The organism is Aestuariimicrobium sp. Y1814 (assembly GCF_050113895.1).
Classification (GTDB): Bacteria; Actinomycetota; Actinomycetes; order Propionibacteriales; family Propionibacteriaceae; genus Aestuariimicrobium.
Window position 1 is genome coordinate 1 of record NZ_JBNJRW010000011.1, and the last position, 20427, is coordinate 20427.

The following is a 20427-nucleotide window of genomic DNA, read 5'->3' on the forward strand; positions in this document are numbered from 1 at the left end:
GTATGAAAACACCCCCTGGTGTGTCCCGATCAGGGGACTCACCAGGGGGTGTGTTGAAGTCCGGCAGCGTCCTAGTCTCCCACAGGATCCCTCCTGCAGTACCATCGGCGCTGAAAGGCTTAACTTCCGGGTTCGGAATGGAGCCGGGTGTTTCCCTTTCGCCATGGCCACCGTAACACTATGGAGATATCAACCAGAACCCCTGCCAGCCAGACCCACAAGGGCCGGCCGGACCGGGTGCTTGGTTGTTCCTCGAGAACAACACAGTGGACGCGTAGCATCTTTGTAGACAAATTGAGTGTGAGGGACAAGCCCTCGGCCTATTAGTATCGGTCAGCTCCATGCCTCTCAGCACTTCCACATCCGACCTATCACCCGGTGGTCTGCCGGGGGCCTTACCAGATTCATCTGTGGGAACCCTCATCTTGAAGCGTGCTTCCCGCTTAGATGCTTTCAGCGGTTATCACTCCCCAACGTAGCCAACCAGCCGTGCCCTTGGCAGGACAACTGGCACACCAGAGGTTGGTCCGTCCCGGTCCTCTCGTACTAAGGACAGCCCTTCTCAAGATTCCTACGCGCGCAGCGGATAGGGACCGAACTGTCTCACGACGTTCTGAACCCAGCTCGCGTGCCGCTTTAATGGGCGAACAGCCCAACCCTTGGGACCGACTACAGCCCCAGGATGCGACGAGCCGACATCGAGGTGCCAAACCATGCCGTCGCTGTGAGCGCTCGGGCAAGATCAGCCTGTTATCCCCGGGGTACCTTTTATCCGTTGAGCGACGGCGCTTCCATGTGCCACCGTCGGATCACTAGTCCCGACTTTCGTCCCTGCTCGAGGTGTCCCTCTCACAGTCAAGCTCCCTTGTGCACTTACACTCAACACCTGATTGCCAACCAGGCTGAGGGAACCTTTGGGCGCCTCCGTTACCTTTTGGGAGGCGACCGCCCCAGTCAAACTACCCATCAGGCACTGTCCCTGATCCAGATAATGGACCTAGGTTAGATAACCAGAACGACCAGAGTGGTATTTCAACGATGACTCCACGAACACTGGCGTGCCCGCTTCAAAGTCTCCCACCTATCCTACACAAGTCGTCCCAATCACCAATACCAAACTATAGTAAAGGTCCCGGGGTCTTTCCGTCCTGCTGCGCGTAACGAGCATCTTTACTCGTAATGCAATTTCGCCGAGTTCATGGTGGAGACAGCGCCCAAGTCGTTACTCCATTCGTGCAGGTCGGAACTTACCCGACAAGGAATTTCGCTACCTTAGGATGGTTATAGTTACCACCGCCGTTTACTGGGGCTTAAGTTCAGTGCTTCGCTCACGCTGACACTTCCCCTTAACCTTCCAGCACCGGGCAGGAGTCAGTCCGTATACATCGTCTTACGACTTGGCACGGACCTGTGTTTTTGGTAAACAGTCGCTTGGGCCTGGTCTCTGCGACTTTCAACGCATCAGCCAGCAAGTGGCATCACGTATCCAGTCCCCCTTATCCCGAAGTTACGGGGGCATTTTGCCGAGTTCCTTCACCATGATTATCTCGATCGCCTTGGTATTCTCTACCTATCCACCTGTGTCGGTTTGGGGTACGGGCGGCTAAACAATACTCACGAAGCTTTTCTAGGCAGCATAGGATCACCCAGTCACAGACCAAAGTCTGCTCCCCCTCATGTCTCAGGCACACGCATGGCGGATTTACCTACCACACACCCTACACACTTAGCCCGGGACAACCATCGCCCGGGATGGGCTACCTTCCTGCGTCCCTCCGCAGCTTGCCTACTAAAGCATTGGGTCAGAGAGTCAGCACCATCACCCCGAAGGGATCAAATGCCTTCCGTCCTTAGCATCAACTCATTCGACACTTGCTCGTTTTCGCCGGTACGGGAATATCAACCCGTTGTCCATCGACTACGCCTGTCGGCCTCGCCTTAGGTCCCGACTTACCCAGGGCAGATTAGCTTGACCCTGGAACCCTTGGATATTCGGCGGACGGGTTTCTCACCCGTCATTCGCTACTCATGCCTGCATTCTCACTCGTGTGCACTCCACCACCAGGTCACCCCGCAGCTTCACCGCACACACGACGCTCCCCTACCCATCCACACACCTGGACCCAAAAGGGTCAGGTACACGCGTGAATGCCACAGCTTCGGCGGATAACTTGAGCCCCGCTAAATTGTCGGCGCAGAATCACTTGACCAGTGAGCTATTACGCACTCTTTCAAGGATGGCTGCTTCCAAGCCAACCTCCTGGTTGTCTCCGCGACTCCACATCCTTTTCCACTTAGTTACCACTTAGGGGCCTTAGCTGATGATCTGGGCTGTTTCCCTCTCGACTACGAACCTTATCGCCCGCAGTCTCACTGCTGCGCTCTCACTTACCGGCATTCGGAGTTTGGTTGATTTCGGTAAGCTTGTGGGCCCCCTAGACCATCCAGTGCTCTACCTCCGGCAAGAAACACGCAACGCTGCACCTATATGCATTTCGGGGAGAACCAGCTATCACGTAGTTTGATTGGCCTTTCACCCCTATCCACAGCTCATCCCCTCGGTTTTCAACCCAAGTGGGTTCGGGCCTCCACGAGGTCTTACCCTCGCTTCACCCTGGCCATGGATAGATCACTACGCTTCGGGTCTAGAGCATGCGACTCAACGCCCTGTTCGGACTCGCTTTCGCTACGGCTCCCCCACACGGGTTAACCTCGCCACACACCACTAACTCGCAGGCTCATTCTTCAAAAGGCACGCCGTCACCCCGAAAGGCTCCGACGGATTGTATGCGATCGGTTTCAGGTACTATTTCACTCCCCTCCCGGGGTACTTTTCACCTTTCCCTCACGGTACTTGTCCGCTATCGGTCACCAAGGAGTATTTAGGCTTAGCGGATGGTCCCGCCAGATTCACACGGAATTTCAGGGGTTCCGTGCTACTTGGGAAAACACTCAGGAGTGACGAACTTACGTTTACGGGAGTCTCACCCTCTACGCTCGGCCTTCCCAGACCGTTCAACTTCACCCATCATTTCTAACTCCCTGCCAGGATGACAGTCCCGACTGAATGCTCCCACAACCCCGCACATGCAACGCCTGCCAGCTCTCACACACGCACGGTTTGGCCTCTTCCGCTTTCGCTCGCCACTACTCACGGAATCACTATTGTTTTCTCTTCCTGTGGGTACTGAGATGTTTCACTTCCCCACGTTCCCTCCAACTGCCCTATATATTCAGGCAGAGGTCGCCGGACATGACTCCGGTATTCCAGGTTTCCCCATTCGGAAATCCTCGGATCACAGCTCGTTTACCAGCTCCCCAAGGCTTATCGCAGGTTACAACGTCCTTCATCGGCTCTTGGTGCCTAGGCATCCACCGATCGCACTTAGTAGCTTGTCCAACAAAAAACAAAAATCTACAAAGATGCTCGCGTCCACTGTGAAGTTCTCAAACAACAACCGAGCCCACCCCCACACCCCCCAACAACCAGGGACGTGCAGACCATGGTCCGCCAAGAAACACAACCACACACACCCACAAGAAGTGTGAACGGTCGGCCCCTCAGGACCCAACAACGTGTCCAGGACCCATAACTGACACCGTCGACTTCCACACCCAAACCCACCAGCGTCCGAAGACGAAACGAGTTGGGCAGTACTGAACGAACAGCATCACCACAGATCCGCAGGTCAATGCTCCACAAAGTGCCTGCGCCGGCCGGGAACACACGCCCCGGAACCAGCACTTGGACCAAACACCCCTCAAGAGGTGGTGCCGGCCAAACAGACTCCTTAGAAAGGAGGTGATCCAGCCGCACCTTCCGGTACGGCTACCTTGTTACGACTTAGTCCTAATTACCAGTCCCACCTTCGACGGCTCCCTCCACAAGGGTTGGGCCACCGGCTTCGGGTGTTACCGACTTTCATGACTTGACGGGCGGTGTGTACAAGCCCCGGGAACGTATTCACCGCAGCGTTGCTGATCTGCGATTACTAGCGACTCCGACTTCATGGGGTCGAGTTGCAGACCCCAATCCGAACTGAGACTGGCTTTTTGGGATTCGCTCACCCTTACAGGTTCGCAGCCCTTTGTACCAGCCATTGTAGCATGCGTGAAGCCCTGGACATAAGGGGCATGATGACTTGACCTCATCCCCACCTTCCTCCGAGTTGGCCCCGGCGGTCTCCCATGAGTCCCCGGCATTACCCGCTGGCAACATAGGACGAGGGTTGCGCTCGTTGCGGGACTTAACCCAACATCTCACGACACGAGCTGACGACAGCCATGCACCACCTGTATACCGACCCAAAAGGGGGCACCCATCTCTGAATGTTTCCGGTACATGTCAAACCCAGGTAAGGTTCTTCGCGTTGCATCGAATTAATCCGCATGCTCCGCCGCTTGTGCGGGGCCCCGTCAATTCCTTTGAGTTTTAGCCTTGCGGCCGTACTCCCCAGGCGGGGTACTTAATGCGTTAGCTACGGCACGGAGAACGTGGAAGTCCCCCACACCTAGTACCCACCGTTTACGGCGTGGACTACCAGGGTATCTAAGCCTGTTTGCTCCCCACGCTTTCGCTTCTCAGCGTCAGGAAAAGTCCAGAGAACCGCCTTCGCCACCGGTGTTCCTCCTGATATCTGCGCATTCCACCGCTCCACCAGGAATTCCGTTCTCCCCTACTTCCCTCTAGTCAACCCGTATCAGAAGCAGGCTCAGGGTTAAGCCCTGAGTTTTCACTTCTGACGCAATCAACCGCCTACAAGCTCTTTACGCCCAATAATTCCGGACAACGCTCGCACCCTACGTATCACCGCGGCTGCTGGCACGTAGTTGGCCGGTGCTTCTTCTCCTACTACCGTCACAAAAAGCTTCGTCATAGGTGAAAGCGGTTTACAACCCGAAGGCCGTCATCCCGCACGCGGCGTTGCTGCATCAGGCTTGCGCCCATTGTGCAATATTCCCCACTGCTGCCTCCCGTAGGAGTCTGGGCCGTATCTCAGTCCCAGTGTGGCCGGTCGCCCTCTCAGGCCGGCTACCCGTCGAAGCCTTGGTGAGCCACTACCTCACCAACAAGCTGATAGGCCGCGAGTTGATCCAAGACCGCAAAAGCTTTCCACCCAACCCCATGCAGGACCAGGTCATATCCGGTATTAGCAGCTGTTTCCAACTGTTATCCCAGAGTCAAGGGCACATTACTCACGTGTTACTCACCCGTTCGCCACTCGTGTACCCCGAAGGGCCTTACCGTTCGACTTGCATGTGTTAAGCACGCCGCCAGCGTTCGTCCTGAGCCAGGATCAAACTCTCCGTTGAAAAATATCGCCAAACACCAACCACCCAAAGGCAGCCAGCATCACGACGTCAACAAGTTCGATGCCCAGCAAAAGAAAACCAAGCTGGTCTTCAACTGTCCATCAATCAAAGGAACCCAAACCACACCCAAAAGGCATGGCACGGGAAAAAACACACCCCAACCCCACCACCACAAAGATGGCACAGTCAGGATGCAAAAATAAAACTATGCATTGACTTTAGACACGCTGTTGAGTTCTCAAGATCCGACCGCGTCCCACACCTCAACCCTCAAATCCGAGAGCCTCAGCAAGGGGCAACCTGAAAAACACTACCGATCCACCCGCAGGCTGTCAAACCCACCGGCCCACCGGCCACCCCCAACCCCGAGCCACTGAAAACCAGTGAAACCCCTAGCCAGGAGCTACTTCCGCTGCCTCGCGACAACCTCAGCAACACTACCCGGGCCCCCCACCAGAGTCAAATCCGGCTTCCGACCCACACCATCCGGGCAGACTCCGTGCTGGGATCCTCAGCGGGTTCTCTGTGAACGCACGCCTCATCCCGACATCGTCATTGGGTGGTGGCCCCCGGGTTCGTCCAGGACCTCTCGGCCTGTCCGTCTCACCCTCAGGGCCTGATCAACATTACTGAGGTCGTCCGGTGTCGTCAAATCGGTGTGCGCCGGCGGGGTTTGCGGGCCCCGAAGGGGAAACCGGGGGCTGCAGATCAGCGCCCGGGCTGGGTACCCTGCCATCCATGAGTCCTGAGCCCAGCAGCTGCACGATCATCCTGGTGGCGGGCCCGTCGGGCAGCGGCAAGTCACGGCTGTCGAGCCAGACCGGTGTTCCCCAGGTGCGGTTGGACGACTTCTACTTTGACCATGACCACCCCGACCTGCCGGTGCGGTCCCTGCCCGGCGGCGGCAGCATCGTCGACTGGGACGACGTGCGCACCTGGGACTTGGCAGGTGCCACCAGCACCCTGGCCGGCCTGAGTCGCACCGGGTCAGCCACCGTGCCCAACTACGACATCTCCCGCAGCCAGGCGTTCGGCAGCCACCAGTTCAACGCCGCCGGCTCCCCCGCCGTCATCTGTGAGGGCATCTTCGCCATCGACCTGCTTGCGCCACTGCAGCAGGAGGGTGTGCCCGTGGAGGCGATCTGGTTGGACCGGCCGCGCTGGTTCAATTTCGTCAGGCGGCTGCAGCGCGACCTGCGGCAGCGGCGCAAGCCTCCCTCGGTGCTGGTGCGCCGGGGTATCGCCCTGCTGCGACTCGAGCCGGCGCTGCGACGCCGGGCCCTCGCCGCGGGGTTCACCCCGCTCGGCATGGCTGCCGCCGCTGCGGAGGTCGAAGGGATCAGCCGCAGCCGACAGCCGCATTAGGCGCCAAGTACCCGGGGCGCCGGGAGCAGGGCTCAGCCCTCCGCCGGCTGGATGGGGGCCCAGGACGGTCCGGTCTGGCCCAGCGACTCGTCCAGCTTCGCGAACAGGGGGCTCGGCTTGGCCAGCGGGCGTCCGACCTCGATCGGGGTCGAGGCCCAGGTGGCCTGCTGCTGGGTGTAGTCGCCGGTCAGCACCGGGTAGGTCGCCTCGCCCTCACTGACCTCGACCAGTTCGGGCATGGCTGCCCAGACGCCGGTGCCACCGAGTGCCTCGTGCACCTTCTGCGCCGCGTGCGGCAGGAAGGGGGTAAGCAGGGTGTTGCAGTCCTGCACCACCTGCAGGGCCACGTGCAGCACGGTGTCGCGTCGTTCCAGGTCGTCCTTGAGCTTCCAGGGCTCCATGTCGGACAGGTACTTGTTGGCCAGCCCGACCACGCGCATCGCCTCGGTGGCCGCTGCCTTGAGCTTGCTCTGGGACAGCAGCTGCCCGACCACGTCGAAGGCGTTCCTCGAGGCCTCCAGCAGTTCGGAGTCGGCGCCAAGCAGCGTGTGCGCCGGCGGGACGGCCCCATTGTTCTTGTGGGCCATCGAGATGGACCGGTTGACCAGGTTGCCCCACTCATTGGCCAGTTCGAAGTTGATCCGCCGGACGAACTCCTCCCAGGTGAAGTCGGTGTCCTGGTTCTCGGGGCCGGCGACCGCGATGTAGTAGCGCAGCGCGTCGGGGCCGAACTCACGCAGGAAGTCCCCCACGAAGATCGAGGCGCCGCGCGAGCTGGCCACCTTCGAACCCTTCATGGTGAGGAACTCGCTGGAGACGATCTCGGTGGGCAGGTCGAGGGTGCCGAGCACCTCGCTCGGTTCCCCGCCACGCGAACCCTGGCCATTGGCACCGAGCAGCATCGCGGGCCAGATGACGGAGTGGAAGACGATGTTGTCCTTGCCCATGAAGTAGTAGGCCTTGGCGCTGCCGCCGTGCCAGAAGTCCTTCCACGCCTCCGGGTTGCCCGATCGGCGGGCCCACTCGATCGAGGCGGACAGGTAGCCGATCACCGCGTCGAACCACACGTAGATGCGCTTCATGTCGTTGTCCTGCCAGCCCTCCACGGGGATGGGCACGCCCCAGTCGAGGTCGCGGGTGATGGCCCGGGGGCGCAGTTCCTTGAGCAGGTTGTGGCTGAACGCCAACACATTCGGACGCCAGTCGGTGCGGGTGTCGAGCCAGCGACCCAGCTCATCGGCGAGCGCCGGCAGGTCGAGGAAGAAGTGCTCGTTCTCGCGGAACTCGGGGGTCTCACCGTTGACGCGCGAGCGGGGGTCGATCAGGTCGATGGGGTCGAGCTGGCGTCCGCAGTTGTCGCACTGGTCACCTCGGGCACCGTCGTAGCCGCAGTGCGGGCAGGTGCCCTCGATGAACCGGTCGGGCAGGGTGCGGCCCGTGCTGGGTGAGATCGCCCCCATCTGCACCTGGCTGACGACATAGCCGTTGCGGTGCAGGCTGCGGAAGACCTCCTGGACGACCTCGCGGTGGTTCTGCGTGGTGGTGCGGGTGTAGAGGTCGTAGCTCAGCCCCAGGCCCTGCAGGTCGGCGGCGATGATGCCGTGGTACTTGTCGGCGGTCTCGCGGGCGGTCAGCCCCTCCTGGTCGGCCTTCACCTGGATCGCGGTGCCGTGCTCGTCGGTGCCCGAGACCATCAGCACCCGGTGCCCGGCCATGCGCATGTAGCGGGCGAACACGTCGGAGGGAACGCCGAAGCCGGACACGTGACCGATGTGGCGCGGACCATTGGCATAGGGCCACGCGACAGCGGCGAGAACATTGGCACACATGGGTTTCATCCTAGTGGTGCGTGGCGGAACCCTTCGCCAGCGCTAGGTGGTGAGGGTGTGGCGGGGCTCGTCCAGGCCCACCACCTGCAGCACCGCGGTGGCATGCTCCCCCAGCCGCAGGCTGCGCTCGTCCAGGGCCACCTCGCCGGTGCTGAACAGCACCGCGCTGGAGTCCTCGAGTTCCACCACTGCTTCGTCGGCGCCGAAGTTCACCACGATCAGCATCTCTTCGCCGCGCTCGATGAGCATCCAGTGCTGGTCGGCTTCGATGCGGACCGAGACCGAGTTGAAGCGGGGGTCGGTGAAGTCGGGGTGGCTGCGGCGCAGTTCGACGAGTCGGCGGTAGGTCTCGCGCAACTCGGCGAAGGGCTCGCGGTCGAGCTCGGACCAGTCCAGCTTCGAGGCCTCGAAGGTGGCCGGGTCCTGCGGGTCGAGCACGCTCGCCGGGTCCCAGTCCATCTTCGCGAACTCCTCAAGCCGGCCCGCGGTCACCGCGGCGGCCAGGTCGGGTTCGGGGTGCGAACTGAAGAACGCGAAGGGGGTGTCGGCGCCCCATTCCTCACCCTGGAAGACCATCGGGGTGGGACCGCTGAGCAGGGTCATCACCGCCGCGATCGCGAGTTGGCGCCGCGAGACCTGGCTCGACAGCCGCGAGCCGTCGGCCCGGTTGCCGATCTGGTCGTGGTTGTCCGAGGCGACGACCAGTCGCCAGGTGGGGGTGGTGGGTCGGTCGAGTTGGCGGCCGTGGCGTCGTCCGCGGAACGAGGAGGTGGTGCCGTCGTGGTAGAAGCCGGTCTCCAGCACTTTCGCCAGCGCCTCAAGGCTGGCGAAGTCGGCGTAGTAGCCGGAGTCGTCGCCGGTCAGGTTGGCCACCACGGCATGGTGGAAGTCGTCGCTCCACTGCGCGGTCAGGCCGTAGCCGCCGCTTTCGCGGGCAGTGATCAGGCGTGGGTCGTTCAGGTCCGATTCGGCCACCAGCGACAGCGGACGACCGACGAAGGCGCTGGTCGCCTCGGTCTCGACGGCCAGTTCCTCCAGCAGGTGGAAGGCGGTGCGGTCGACCAGGGCGTGCACGGCATCCAGCCGCAGGCCGTCGACGTGGTGGTCGACGAACCACATGCGGGCGTTCTCGAGGATGTAGCGGCGCACCTCGTCGGAGTCCTCCCCGTCGAGGTTGACCGCTGAACCCCAGCCGGTCTGCACATCGTCGTTGAGGTAGGGCGCGAAGCGCGGCAGGTAGTTCCCGCTGGGGCCGAAGTGGTTGTAGACGACGTCCTGGATGACGCCGAGGCCGCGCTGGTGGCAGGCATCCACGAAGCGCTGGTAGGCAGCCGGTCCCCCATAGGCCGCGTGGACGGCGTACCAGTAGACCCCGTCATAGCCCCAGCCGGCCTCACCGTTGAACGCATTGACCGGCATCAGTTCGACCAGGTCGACGCCGACCTCCACCAGCCGGTCCAGCTTCTCGATGGCGGCATCGAGGGTGCCCTGCGGGGTGAAGGTGCCGACGTGCAGCTCGTAGACCACCGAGCCGGCCAACTGCCGGCCGGTCCAGTCCTGGTCGCCCCACTGGTACGCGGCGGGGTCGAAGGTACGCGACAGTCCGTGCACCCCGTCGGGCTGCCAGCGGCTGCGGGGGTCGGGGAAGAGTTCACCGTCGAGGACGTAGCCGTAGTCGACGTCCCCGGTCAGCACGTGGGCGGGCAGTTCCTGTGCCGGGTGCCACCACCCCTCCTCATCGCGCACCATGGGGAAGTCGGTGCCGGCAGCACGTAACACCACCTGCTGCGGTCGGGGGGCCCATACGTCGAACGAGTTGGTCACGAGTCTCCTCCAGCTGCGGTCGGCACCGACGGCACGATACCCGACCTCGGGCCCGCGGCAGTTCGTCACCAGCCGCGGACCCCGGCTCACAGCACCGGTGTGACCTGCTCCAGGCGCAGCAACCAGCCGTCGGGACGACGCTGCCCCCCTACGCCCCGCTGCCACGTGGAGGCGACGAGCAGTCGCCGGTGCCCCAGGGTGAGCCGCCAGCGCAGCACCGCCACGTCGTCGGCCAACTCGTCGATGCCGAGCACCTCCAGGTGCGGGGACACCTCGATCGGGTCGAGGCCCTGCAGCAGCCGACGGTAGGTCTGCACCCGCCCGGCGCCGTCGTGACGGACCAGGTCGGGGTGCAGCAGTCGGGCCAGTCTTTCGGGGCTGCTGCGCGTGGTGTTGTCGAGCAGTTCCCGGGTGCGTTCGACCAGGGCGACCACCACCTGGCTGGTGGCATCCACCTCGGGCACCTCGTCCGTTGGTACCCCGTCGGCGGGTGCCTCGTCGACCGACCGCAGGGGCGGCTCGCCCTCGTCGGCGGGGGCGGGCATTACGCTGAACAGGTCGTCGTCCAGCTGCTGGCCGGGGCGGACGTCGAGCGCTGCCGCCGGCGGTGCACCGGTGAACCCGGGGCCGTGGGGCACGGGTCGGCCGTCGCGGTGGGCGGTGGCGGCGGCCCTGGCCAGTTCGTCGGCCTTCTCGTTCAGGTCGTGGCCGGAATGCCCCTTGACCCATTCGAAGCTGACGTCGCGGCCCTGCATGGCCCGGTCGAGCTGGGTGAGCAGTTCCACGTTGAGGACGGGCTTGCCGTCGGCCTTGCGCCAGCCGCGCCGTTTCCAGCCCGGCGTCCACTTGGTGATGGCGTTGATGGCGTACTGGGAGTCGCACAGGACCCGCAACGGTTCCTGCAGCCCGGCGGTCTGGTTCAGCAGGTCGAGCACGGCCATCAGCTCACCCATGTTGTTGGTGCCGTGCGGCCAGCCGCCGGCCGCCCAGCGGTCGTCGTCGATGTACCAGGCCCAGCCGGTCGGTCCGGGGTTGGACAGGGCCGACCCGTCGGCAGCAGCGGTGATCACTGGGCGGGGTGCCGGGTGGCGACGACGTCCAGGTCCTCAGGCCCGAAGGCCTGCGGCAACAGGTCGGTCATCGGCACCACACCCGCCGGTGACCAGACCTGCAGGGCCGCACCGCCGTGTTCCCACAACAGCTGCCGGCAGCGCCCGCAGGGGGTGATCAGGTCGCCGTCGGCGTTGACGCAGACGAAGGCGAGCAGTCGTCCCCCGCCGCCGACGACCAGGTCGGAGACCAGGCCGCACTCGGCGCACAGGGTGACCCCGTAGCCGGCGTTCTCGACGTTGCAGCCCCCGATGATGCGGCCGTCGTCGACCAGCGCGGCAGCACCCACCGGGTAGTGGGAGTAGGGCACGTAGGCCCGCGCGGCCATGCTGATGGCGTGGCTGCGCAGCTGTTCCCAGTCGGGACCTGTCGATGTCACGGACGACGTCATCGCCTCTGCCTCCTTCACGCCCGGCGCAGGTCAGGCCTTCACGTAGGCCTTGCCGTCGTGTGCCGGGCCCCTCACCCTACCGACCAGACCGGCCACCGCGATGATGGTGGCCACGTAGGGCAGCATCAGCAGGAACTGGCTGGGCATCGGGGTGCTGAGGGTCTGCAGCTGGGTGGCCATCTGGGTCACGAAGCCGAAGAACAGGGCGATGACGGCCGCGAAGATCGGGTGCCAGCGGCCCATGATCACCGCGGCCAGCGCGATGAAGCCGTTGCCGACCGTGATGTCCTTGTTGAAGGCGCCGATCGAACCCACGGTGAAGAACGCGCCACCGAGGCCGGCGAACACGCCACCGAACAGCACCGCGCTCCACTGGATGCCGTAGACGTTGATGCCCACGGTGTCGGCGGCCTGGGGGTGTTCACCCACCGACCGGATCCGCAGACCCCACGAGGTCTTGAACAGCACGAACCAGGCGAGCGCGACCGCGATGCCGGCGAGGTAGACCAGGATCGTCTGGCTGAACAGCACCGGGCCGATGAACGGCAGTTCCGAGAGCACCGGGATGGGCATCGCCTTCATGGTCGGGGCGGCATTGAACTGGCCGGAGTTCGGGCGCACCAACTGGTCGAACAGGAAGCCGGTCAGGCCCGAGGCGAACAGGTTGATCACCACGCCGAGCACGACGTGGTCGACCAGGTACTTGATGGTGAACAGCGCCAGCATCGCGGCCATCAGCACACCGGCGATGACCGCGCCGATGATGGCGAAGGTGATCGACTTGGTGAGTGAGCCGACGACGGCGGCGGTGAAGGCCGCGGTCAGCATCTGGCCCTCGATGGCGACGTTCACGATGCCGGCGCGCTCGCACATGATGCCGCACAGGGCACCGAAGATCAGCGGGGTGGCGAGCATGATGGTGCCGGCCATCTGGTTGCTCAGCTGGAACGGCAGCCCTCGTCCGGCCGCGGCCCAGGTCAGGAATCCGACGACGGTGGCCAACCCGGCCAGGGTGCCGAGCACGGCCGGCCAACTGCCGGGCAGGCGGAGGGCCACCATGAGCCCACCGGCGACCAGCAGCACCAGCGCGCTGAGCAGCACCACCGGCACCCCGGGCAGGGTGAAGGTGGGCAGTTGCACCTCGTCGAAGGCGTTCGACAGGGCGAACTGGGCGCTGCCGCTGGTCTGGGTGACCAGGTAGCCCATCAGGACGCCGATGACGAGCAGCAGCGCGCCCATCGACATGCGGTGGGTGCGTGACTCGCGTGACTCGGTCGTGCGCAGGACGACCTCGTCGGTCTCGGTCACCGCCGGGGCGTCAGGCGTGGGCGCATCCGGGGTGTCGGTGGTCGTGGTGCTCATGCGAGACCTCCTTCAGCGCTGGCGGCGGCCGCCGGACGACGCCGGGGTCGGGCCTTCAGGAACGGCAGCAGGGTCCGCACCAGCAGCGGGGCCGCCACGAAGATGACGATCAGTGCCTGCAGCACGTAGGTCAGGTCGAGTGGTGTCTGCGCGATCGACTGCATCCGCAGGCCACCGGCGTGCATGGCGCCGAACAGGAGCCCGGCCAGCACGATGCCGAGCGGGCGCGAGCGCCCGAGCAGGGCCACGGTGATGGCGTCGAAACCGATGCTGCCCACCAGCCCGGCCGACAGCGGCGTCGGGGTGGCTGCCGCGATCGGGCCGAGGGCGGCCTGCACACCGGCGAGGCCGGCCAGCGAACCCGACAGGGCCATGGTGATCACGGTGATCCGCGGCACCGACATGCCCGCGGTGGCCGAGGCGTTCGGGTTGGCGCCGACGGCACGGATCTGGAAGCCCAGGGCGGTGCGCTCCATCAACCACCAGACGACGAAGGCCGACACCAGCGCGAGCAGGAAGCCCAGGTGCAGCTGGCCGCCCTCCAGCCGGGGGAAGGTGGCGGTCCATTCCACGATCGGCGAGATCGGGTCGGCGCGTCCGGGCCGCTGGAAGGCGGTGGTGGTCAGCAGCCAGGCCAGGGTGCCGGTGGCGATGTAGTTCATCATGATGGTCACGATGACCTCGTGGGCACCGGTGCGGGCCTTCAGCAGGCCGACGATGCCACCCCAGACAGCGCCGGCCAGGACGCCGGCGATGATGGCCAGCGGCAGGTGGACGACCAGCGGCAGGCCCTTGATGGTGAACCCGACCCAGGCGGCGGCGATGGCGCCCCAGATGGCCTGGCCCTGGCCACCGATGTTGAACAGGCCGGCCCGGAACGCCAGGCCGATGCCCAACCCGGCACAGATCAGTCCCGCTGCCTGGGCGGTGGTGTGGGTGAAGGCCTGCCAGCTTCCCACGGCACCTGAGAACAGGGCCCCGTAGGCGCGGCTCACCTTGCCCCAGGAGGCCGACAGGGCATCACCGGGGCGGTCGAAGAAGTAGGTCCAGGTGCGGGCGATCTCGGGGTCGGAGACCACCATCAGGATCGCGCCGACCAGGAAGGCGAGGAAGAACGCGCCCACGGTGACCAGCACATCGGCCCAGGGGAAGCGCCACTTGGCGCGGCCCTCCAGGGGTGGTCCCGCGGCGGCGGGGCCGCCGGCGACAATCACCGTGTTCGCGGTCTCCGGCCCGAGGTGGGAACCGTCATCGAGAGCCTGGTCCGGGCTCTGCGGTCCGTCCGGGGTGTGGCTGCTCACTGGCCCTCCTCCTTGGTGCCGTCCTCGGGCTGGTCGTCGGCCGACGCCCCGGTCGACGCGAATGCCTCCTCGGCGCTGATGCCGGCCATCATCAGGCCGAGCACCTCTCGGGGTGTCCCCGCCGGGACGATGCCGACGATGCGGCCCTTGTTCATCACCGCGATGCGGTCACCGAGCGCCTCGATCTCGTCCAGCTCGGTGGAGACGATCAGCACGGCGGTGCCGGCGTCACGTTCGGCGACGATGCGCTGGTGCAGGAACTCGATGGCGCCGACGTCGACGCCTCGGGTCGGTTGGCTCGCCAGCAGCACCGACAACGAGCGGGACAGTTCCCGGGCCAGGACGACTTTCTGCTGGTTGCCGCCCGACAGCGAACTGACCGGCAGGTCGATCGAGGTGGTGCGGATGTCGAACTCCTTGGTCCGGTGTTCGGCGTTGGTGCGGATTCGGCCCAGTTGCAGGTTGCCGGCGCTGGTGTAGTGGTCGACCTGGTTGAGCACCAGGTTCTCGGCCACCGAGAAGCTGGCCACGAAGCCGTCGTGCTGGCGGTCCTCGGGCACATAGCCGACGCCGGCCTCGATGGTCTGCCGTGGAGTCATCCGGGCGGTGTCGACGCCGTCGATCCGGACGGTGCCGTCGAGCACGGGGATGGTGCCGAGCATCGCCTCGACCAGTTCGGACTGGCCGTTGCCCTGGACACCGGCAACGCAGAGGATCTCGCCGCCTCGCACGTCGAAGCTGACCCCGTCGACGACCACGGCCCCGGAGGGGTCGGCCACGGTGAGGTCGTCGACCTGCAGCCGGACGTCACGCAGCACGGGGTCGGACTTGGCCACATCCAGGTTCACCGAGCGGCCCACCATCATTTCGGCGAGATGGTTCTCGGAGTCGGTCGGCTCGGCGTGGCCGACGACCTTGCCGCGCCGGATCACGGTGATCTCGTCGGCGATGGCGCGCACCTCACGCAGCTTGTGGGTGATGAACACGATCGCCCGACCCTCGTCACGCAGCGCCTGCATGATCGCCATCAGGTCGTCGATCTCCTGCGGGGTGAGCACGGCGGTGGGCTCGTCGAAGATCAGGAAACGCGCGTCGTTCGAGAGCGCCTTGAGGATTTCCACCCGCTGCTGCACACCCACCGGGAGGTTCTCGATGACCGCATCGGGGTGCACGTCGAGCTTGTAGCGGTCGGACAGCTCACGTACGCGGCGCCTCGCCCGGCCCATGCTGAGCACCCCACCGACCGCCTGTTCGCGACCGAGGATGATGTTCTCGGCGACGGTGAACACGTCGACCAGCATGAAGTGCTGGTGGACCATGCCGATGCCCGCGGCCATCGACTGGCGCGGGGTCTTGAAGTTCTGCGGCTGGCCGTCGACGTAGATGGTGCCCTCGTCGGCGTCGAGCAGACCGTAGAGGACGTTCATCAGCGTCGACTTGCCGGCGCCGTTCTCCCCCAGCAGGCAGTGGATGCGCCCGGGGACGATGTCGAGGCTGATGGCGTCGTTGGCCGTCAGGGAGCCGAAGCGCTTCGTGATGCCGCGCAGGCTCAACCCATCCGCGAGCGGCTCTGCGTCCCCGGAAACGGCACGGGGCGGGACCTGGGCGTCAGTGCTGGTGGTCACGCGCTGAATCCTTCCACAGTCGGGGGGGGTATTGGGCGGCCACAAGCCGAAACTCAGCCGCCAGACAGTGAGCGGGAGGGGTCCTGGGGACCCCTCCCGCGGATGGCCCGACTGAAAGCGCCGTTGCCCTCAGCCGAGGCCGGTGATCACTTGGGCTGGGACTGCGACTCGATGGTGATCGCGCCCGACTCGATGTCGGCCTTGATCTTGTCGAGTTCAGCCTTCAGTTCGTCGGAGACCTGACCTTCGAACTCGTGGAAGGGCGAGATGCCGGTGCCGCCGTTGGCCAAGGTGCCGACGTAGGCCTCGTTGGTGAAGGTGCCCTCCTTGGCGGCCTTGATCGCGTCGAACACCGACACGTCCATGCCCTTGTAGACCGAGGTCTGGATCACCGAGCAGAACTCCTCGGCCGAGACGCAGCCGTCAGTGTCGACCCAGATGGCGGTGACGTTGCCGTTGGATTCCTTGGCGACCTGCAGACCACCCTGACCGGCGGGGCCGGCGACCGGGAAGATGATGTCAGCGCCCTGGCTCACCAGGTTCTGGGCAGTTGCCTTGCCGCCGGCAATGTTGTCGAACGGGTTCGGTTCGGGGACGAACTGGCCGTCCTGCTTCTCGGCATCCCAGCCGAGCACCTGGACCGAGCCACCCTTGGTCTGGTTGTAGTAGGCCACGCCCTGGGCGAAGCCGTCCATGAAGATGGTGACGGTGGGGATCTTCATGCCGCCGAAGGTGCCGACCTTGCCGGTCTTGCTCTGCGCGGCGGCGTAGTAGCCGGCCAGGAAGCTGGACTCAGCGGTGTTGAAGACCAGCGGCTTGAAGTTGGTCAGATCCGCGGCGGAGGCGGGGTTGTCGTCCACGATCGCGAACTGGATGTTCGGGTTGGCCTTGGCGGCAGCGACGGTGGCGTCCGACAGCAGGAAGCCGACGGTCACGATGATGTTGCAGTCAGCATCGACCATGGCCTTGATGTTGGTGTCGAAGTCCTTGGTGTCGGCCGACTCGATGGTGGCGGTCTCGATGCCCAGTTCTTCCTTGGCCTTGACCAGGCCGTCGTGGGAGGTCTGGTTGAACGACTTGTCATCGAAGCCACCGGAGTCGGAGACCATGCAAGCCTTGAACCCCTCGCCACCGTTGGTGGCGGCAGTCGTGGCTGCGGTCGTCGTCGAGGTGGTGTTGCCGGCGTCGGGCGCCTCGGCACAGGCGGTGAGCACCAGGGCGAGAGCCGCGAAGGCGGCTGCCCCGGACAGGAATGACTTCTTCACGTGAACTGCCTCCTGAGCAGAAAGGGTTTGAGGGCCAGGCGCACCTGCCCGCCAATGGCTGCCGGAGTCGGGATGCCCGGCCACAGCAGAGTCACTGTAACCCGTTGTTCACCTTCGGCGTACTGCCGCAGGACCGGTTCGCGCAAACTGTTATCGCAGCGAAATGTCAGCGGTGGTTCCGGGGGCAAAACCCCAAGCCCGGACGAGGGTGGTGGGCTCGGGGCGGCTCAGACCACCTGCCGGACCAGGGCCTCGGCAGCGTCCAGGATCGCGATGGTCTCGGCCTGCCAGGACGGCTCCTGGCTGCGGTAGGGGCCGGTTGCCAGGGAGATGATCACCGCGGCCGCCCGCAGTCTCAGCTCGACGGGATCGACGCGGGTGTCGAAGACGGGCACCCAGGTGCGGATGAGGTGGTGCACCCGTTCGGCCTGCTGCCGGTTCATCCGTTGCACGGTCGACAGGTGCGCGACCAGGCAGGCCAGGTCGTCGGCGCGCCGACCCGGGCCGATGGTGTCAATGTCGAGGATGCCCGAGACCCGACCGTCCTGGACGAAGACCTGGCCCTCGTGGAAGTCGCCGTGGGTGGGTTCATTGCCGGGTTCGATACCGGCCAGGCCCTGCTCGACCTGGGTGACCATCCACTGCAACCGGTCGGCCTGGGAGCTCATCGCGGCGGTCACCATCGAGGCGTAGTGCTGCACGGCATCGGTCCACGGTGGGCGCCGTTCCAGCCGGCTCACCGAGGCGGGCATCTGGTCGAGGGTCGCGATGAGGTCCTCGGCGGTACAGGGGTCGACCGGGTCGAACATTGCCTTCGCCAGGGAACGCCCGCGCAGGGCCTTCAGCACCAGGATGTGCTCGCTGGTGGCGGCGGCCACCCCCGGGGAGGGCACCCCGGCCTCCAGCAGCAGCTTGTGGCGCTGCAGCACCTCCTCGAACTGCTTGCGGCGCTGCACTTTCACGTAGAAGGTCTCGGCCGGGTCGGTGATGTCCATCCTGAGCACCGCCCGGCGGCGGGGCCGGTAGCCGATCATGGCCAGGCTGACCTGGTCGGCGCTGACCGGGCGTGAGACCAGCTGGTGCTCGTTGACCAGCTCGGCCATCCGCTCGGGGTAGGCGGCCACCATCAGGCCGGGCAGGTCGGGGTCCTTCGGGTAGAGCCAGACCGCCACCTCGCGGTCGCCGTCGGCAAAGATGTCGGCCCGGTTGTCGGTGGGCACCCGCGGACCGGTGCGGGCGCTGACGCCCAGCAGTTCGTCGCGCTCACCGTAGGGCCAGCGCACCCGCGCGGCGTAGGTCGCGGTGGTGGAGTGCCCGGGGTGGGCGTCGATGTGCTCCATCGTCCAGGAGAGCAGTTCTCCCCCGGCGTGACTGGCTGCCGCGGCCAGCAGCTCACCGACCTGTGGTGAGGCCAGCAGTGCCGATCCGTCGTCCTGAGCCGATTCCGTGCCAGCATTCACGAGCAGTCCTCACCCCTTCTGCGCCACGACCTGCAGTTGACAAGGATTTTCTACCACGGCCGCGGGGTCGGCGGTGAGTCAGGAAGCAGTTGGTTGCGCCCCAGCCGGTTCGTCGTCGGTCACCTCGCCGGTGGCGGGCTCGACGTGGTGCACGCTCAGCCACGCCACGCGGCGTCCGTCGAGCTCGTTCACGGTGAAGGTGTAGCCGCGGGTCTCGGGCAGGTCGGCGGCGCCCTGGCGGTCGCGTTCCAGCTCGACCTGGATGGTGTCACCGAGGCTCGGCACCTTGCCCAACTGGTGCATGAAGTACCCGGCCACCGTGTCGTAGGGGCCCTCGGGCAGCACGTAGCCGCTGCGTTCGGCGAACTCCTCGATGGTCATCAGGCCCTCGACGTCACGCAACTGCTGGTGGACCTGCTGGGCCTCGTCGATGACGTCGTACTCGTCGGTGATGTCACCGACCAGTTCCTCCATCAGATCCTCAAGGGTGACGATGCCGGCGGTGCCGCCGTACTCGTCGAGCACGATGGCCAGGTGCGCACGCTTGCGGCGCATGTCGGTCATCGCCCGCAGCACCTTCACGGTGCCGGGCAGGCTCACCACCGGGCGGGCCAGTTGGCTCAGCGGGGCCGAACGGGTGGCCACGTCGAGGTCCATCAGGTCGCGCACATGGACGAAACCGGCGATCCGGTCAGGGCCGCCGTCGGTGACCGGGTAGCGGGAGTGGGGGGCACCCTGGACCGCACGGATCGCCTTGTAGGCTGGCATGTCACCGGAGAGGAAGTCGACCTCGGTGCGCGGCACCATCACCTCACGCAGGGAACGGTTGCCAGCATCGAAGACCTCGTCCACGATGCGTCGTTCCTCGTCCCCCAGGGTGGCAGAGCCCGAGACCATGGCGCGGATCTCCTCGTCGGAGACCTCCTCCTTCGAGGCGCCGGGGTCGCCGCCGAGGACCCGCACCACGACGTCGGTCGACTTGCCCAGGAACCAGATGACCGGGCGGGCGGCGGTGGCGATGCCGTTGACCATCGGGGCCAAGGCCATCGCGAAGCCCTCGGCGCGCTGCATCGCCAGCCGCTTGGCGGTCAACTCGCTGAGCACGATCGAGAAGTAGCTGATCAGGATGGTGATCAGCACCAGGGCGAGGGTTTCGGCGAAGGCGAACTCACCGCCGAAGACCCTGATGCGTTCGGGAATGCCGATGCGCACCAGCACCGGCGCGAACTCCCCCGACAGGGTGGCGCCACCGAAGGATGCCGACAGGAAGCCGGCCAGGGTGACGCCGATCTGCACCGCTGACAGGAACCGGTTGGGGTTGGAGGTCAGCTGCTCGATGGCCTGCCCACGCTTGCCCCGCTGCGCCAGTTGCTTGACCTGCGACTCACGCAGCGTCACCAGCGCCATTTCAGCGGCTGCGAACACACCGCCGATGATGATGAACAGGAAGATCAGTGCAATGTTGCCCAGCACACCCATTACAGGTCAGCCCCCCGATTCCTGCTGCTGCCCACGAGGGGCCCGGGACTGTCACACTCCGTGCTGGACTTCTTGTTCACGGGTCAAGCCTAGACGAGATCGA

General features: G+C 65.0%; 11 protein-coding genes and 3 rRNA genes. 1 reads left to right on the plus strand and 13 read right to left on the minus strand.

Features of this window, described 5'->3' with window-relative positions; genetic code table 11:
- Positions 1–58 precede the first annotated feature (58 nt).
- From rrf to ACQE3C_RS12220, 3 genes are all read right to left on the minus strand, one after another.
- A 5S ribosomal RNA gene (gene rrf, locus ACQE3C_RS12210) occupies positions 59–175 on the minus strand.
- Between the two features lie 128 nt (positions 176–303).
- A 23S ribosomal RNA gene (locus ACQE3C_RS12215) occupies positions 304–3399 on the minus strand.
- A 396-nt stretch (positions 3400–3795) separates the two neighbouring features.
- Positions 3796–5313 (minus strand): 16S ribosomal RNA (locus ACQE3C_RS12220).
- The 16S, 23S and 5S rRNA genes sit together here, the layout of an rRNA operon.
- A gap of 738 nt (positions 5314–6051) precedes the next feature.
- Here ACQE3C_RS12220 and ACQE3C_RS12225 point away from each other — a divergent pair.
- On the plus strand, positions 6052–6678 hold the full coding sequence (locus tag ACQE3C_RS12225; protein WP_434539459.1) for a uridine kinase: 627 nt from the start codon (positions 6052–6054) through the stop codon (positions 6676–6678).
- Between the two features lie 32 nt (positions 6679–6710).
- Here ACQE3C_RS12225 and metG read toward each other — a convergent pair whose 3' ends face one another.
- The 10 genes from metG to ACQE3C_RS12275 form a co-directional block, all read right to left on the minus strand.
- Positions 6711–8507 carry a methionine--tRNA ligase gene (gene metG / locus ACQE3C_RS12230; RefSeq protein WP_434539460.1) on the minus strand — a complete coding sequence of 599 codons (1797 nt, stop codon included), beginning with the start codon at positions 8505–8507 and terminating at the stop codon, positions 6711–6713.
- 42 nt (positions 8508–8549) lie between these two features.
- On the minus strand, positions 8550–10331 hold the full coding sequence (treZ, locus tag ACQE3C_RS12235) for a malto-oligosyltrehalose trehalohydrolase (protein ID WP_434539461.1): 1782 nt from the start codon (positions 10329–10331) through the stop codon (positions 8550–8552).
- 86 nt (positions 10332–10417) lie between these two features.
- Positions 10418–11401, minus strand: a complete 984-nt coding sequence (locus ACQE3C_RS12240) for an RNase H family protein (RefSeq protein WP_434539462.1) — start codon at positions 11399–11401, stop codon at positions 10418–10420.
- The gene (locus tag ACQE3C_RS12245) at positions 11398–11832 is read right to left on the minus strand and encodes a cytidine deaminase (RefSeq protein ID WP_434539463.1); all 435 of its coding nucleotides are present in this window, start codon (positions 11830–11832) and stop codon (positions 11398–11400) included. The genes ACQE3C_RS12240 and ACQE3C_RS12245 overlap by 4 nt, the downstream gene beginning before the upstream one ends.
- Before the next feature lie 30 nt (positions 11833–11862).
- Positions 11863–13194, minus strand: coding sequence for an ABC transporter permease (locus ACQE3C_RS12250; protein ID WP_434539464.1), 1332 nt, complete (start codon positions 13192–13194; stop codon positions 11863–11865).
- On the minus strand, positions 13191–14405 hold the full coding sequence (locus tag ACQE3C_RS12255) for an ABC transporter permease (RefSeq protein WP_434539555.1): 1215 nt from the start codon (positions 14403–14405) through the stop codon (positions 13191–13193). Before ACQE3C_RS12255 ends, ACQE3C_RS12250 begins: the two co-directional genes overlap by 4 nt.
- Positions 14406–14491: 86 nt before the next feature.
- Positions 14492–16120: an ABC transporter ATP-binding protein gene (locus ACQE3C_RS12260; RefSeq protein ID WP_434539465.1), complete on the minus strand. Its 1629-nt coding sequence runs from the start codon at positions 16118–16120 to the stop codon at positions 14492–14494.
- A gap of 146 nt (positions 16121–16266) precedes the next feature.
- Positions 16267–17385: a BMP family lipoprotein gene (locus ACQE3C_RS12265; RefSeq protein WP_434539466.1), complete on the minus strand. Its 1119-nt coding sequence runs from the start codon at positions 17383–17385 to the stop codon at positions 16267–16269.
- A 227-nt stretch (positions 17386–17612) separates the two neighbouring features.
- Positions 17613–18845, minus strand: coding sequence for a phosphotransferase (locus ACQE3C_RS12270; protein ID WP_434539467.1), 1233 nt, complete (start codon positions 18843–18845; stop codon positions 17613–17615).
- A gap of 78 nt (positions 18846–18923) precedes the next feature.
- Positions 18924–20324 carry a hemolysin family protein gene (locus ACQE3C_RS12275; RefSeq protein WP_434539468.1) on the minus strand — a complete coding sequence of 467 codons (1401 nt, stop codon included), beginning with the start codon at positions 20322–20324 and terminating at the stop codon, positions 18924–18926.
- Positions 20325–20427 lie beyond the last annotated feature (103 nt).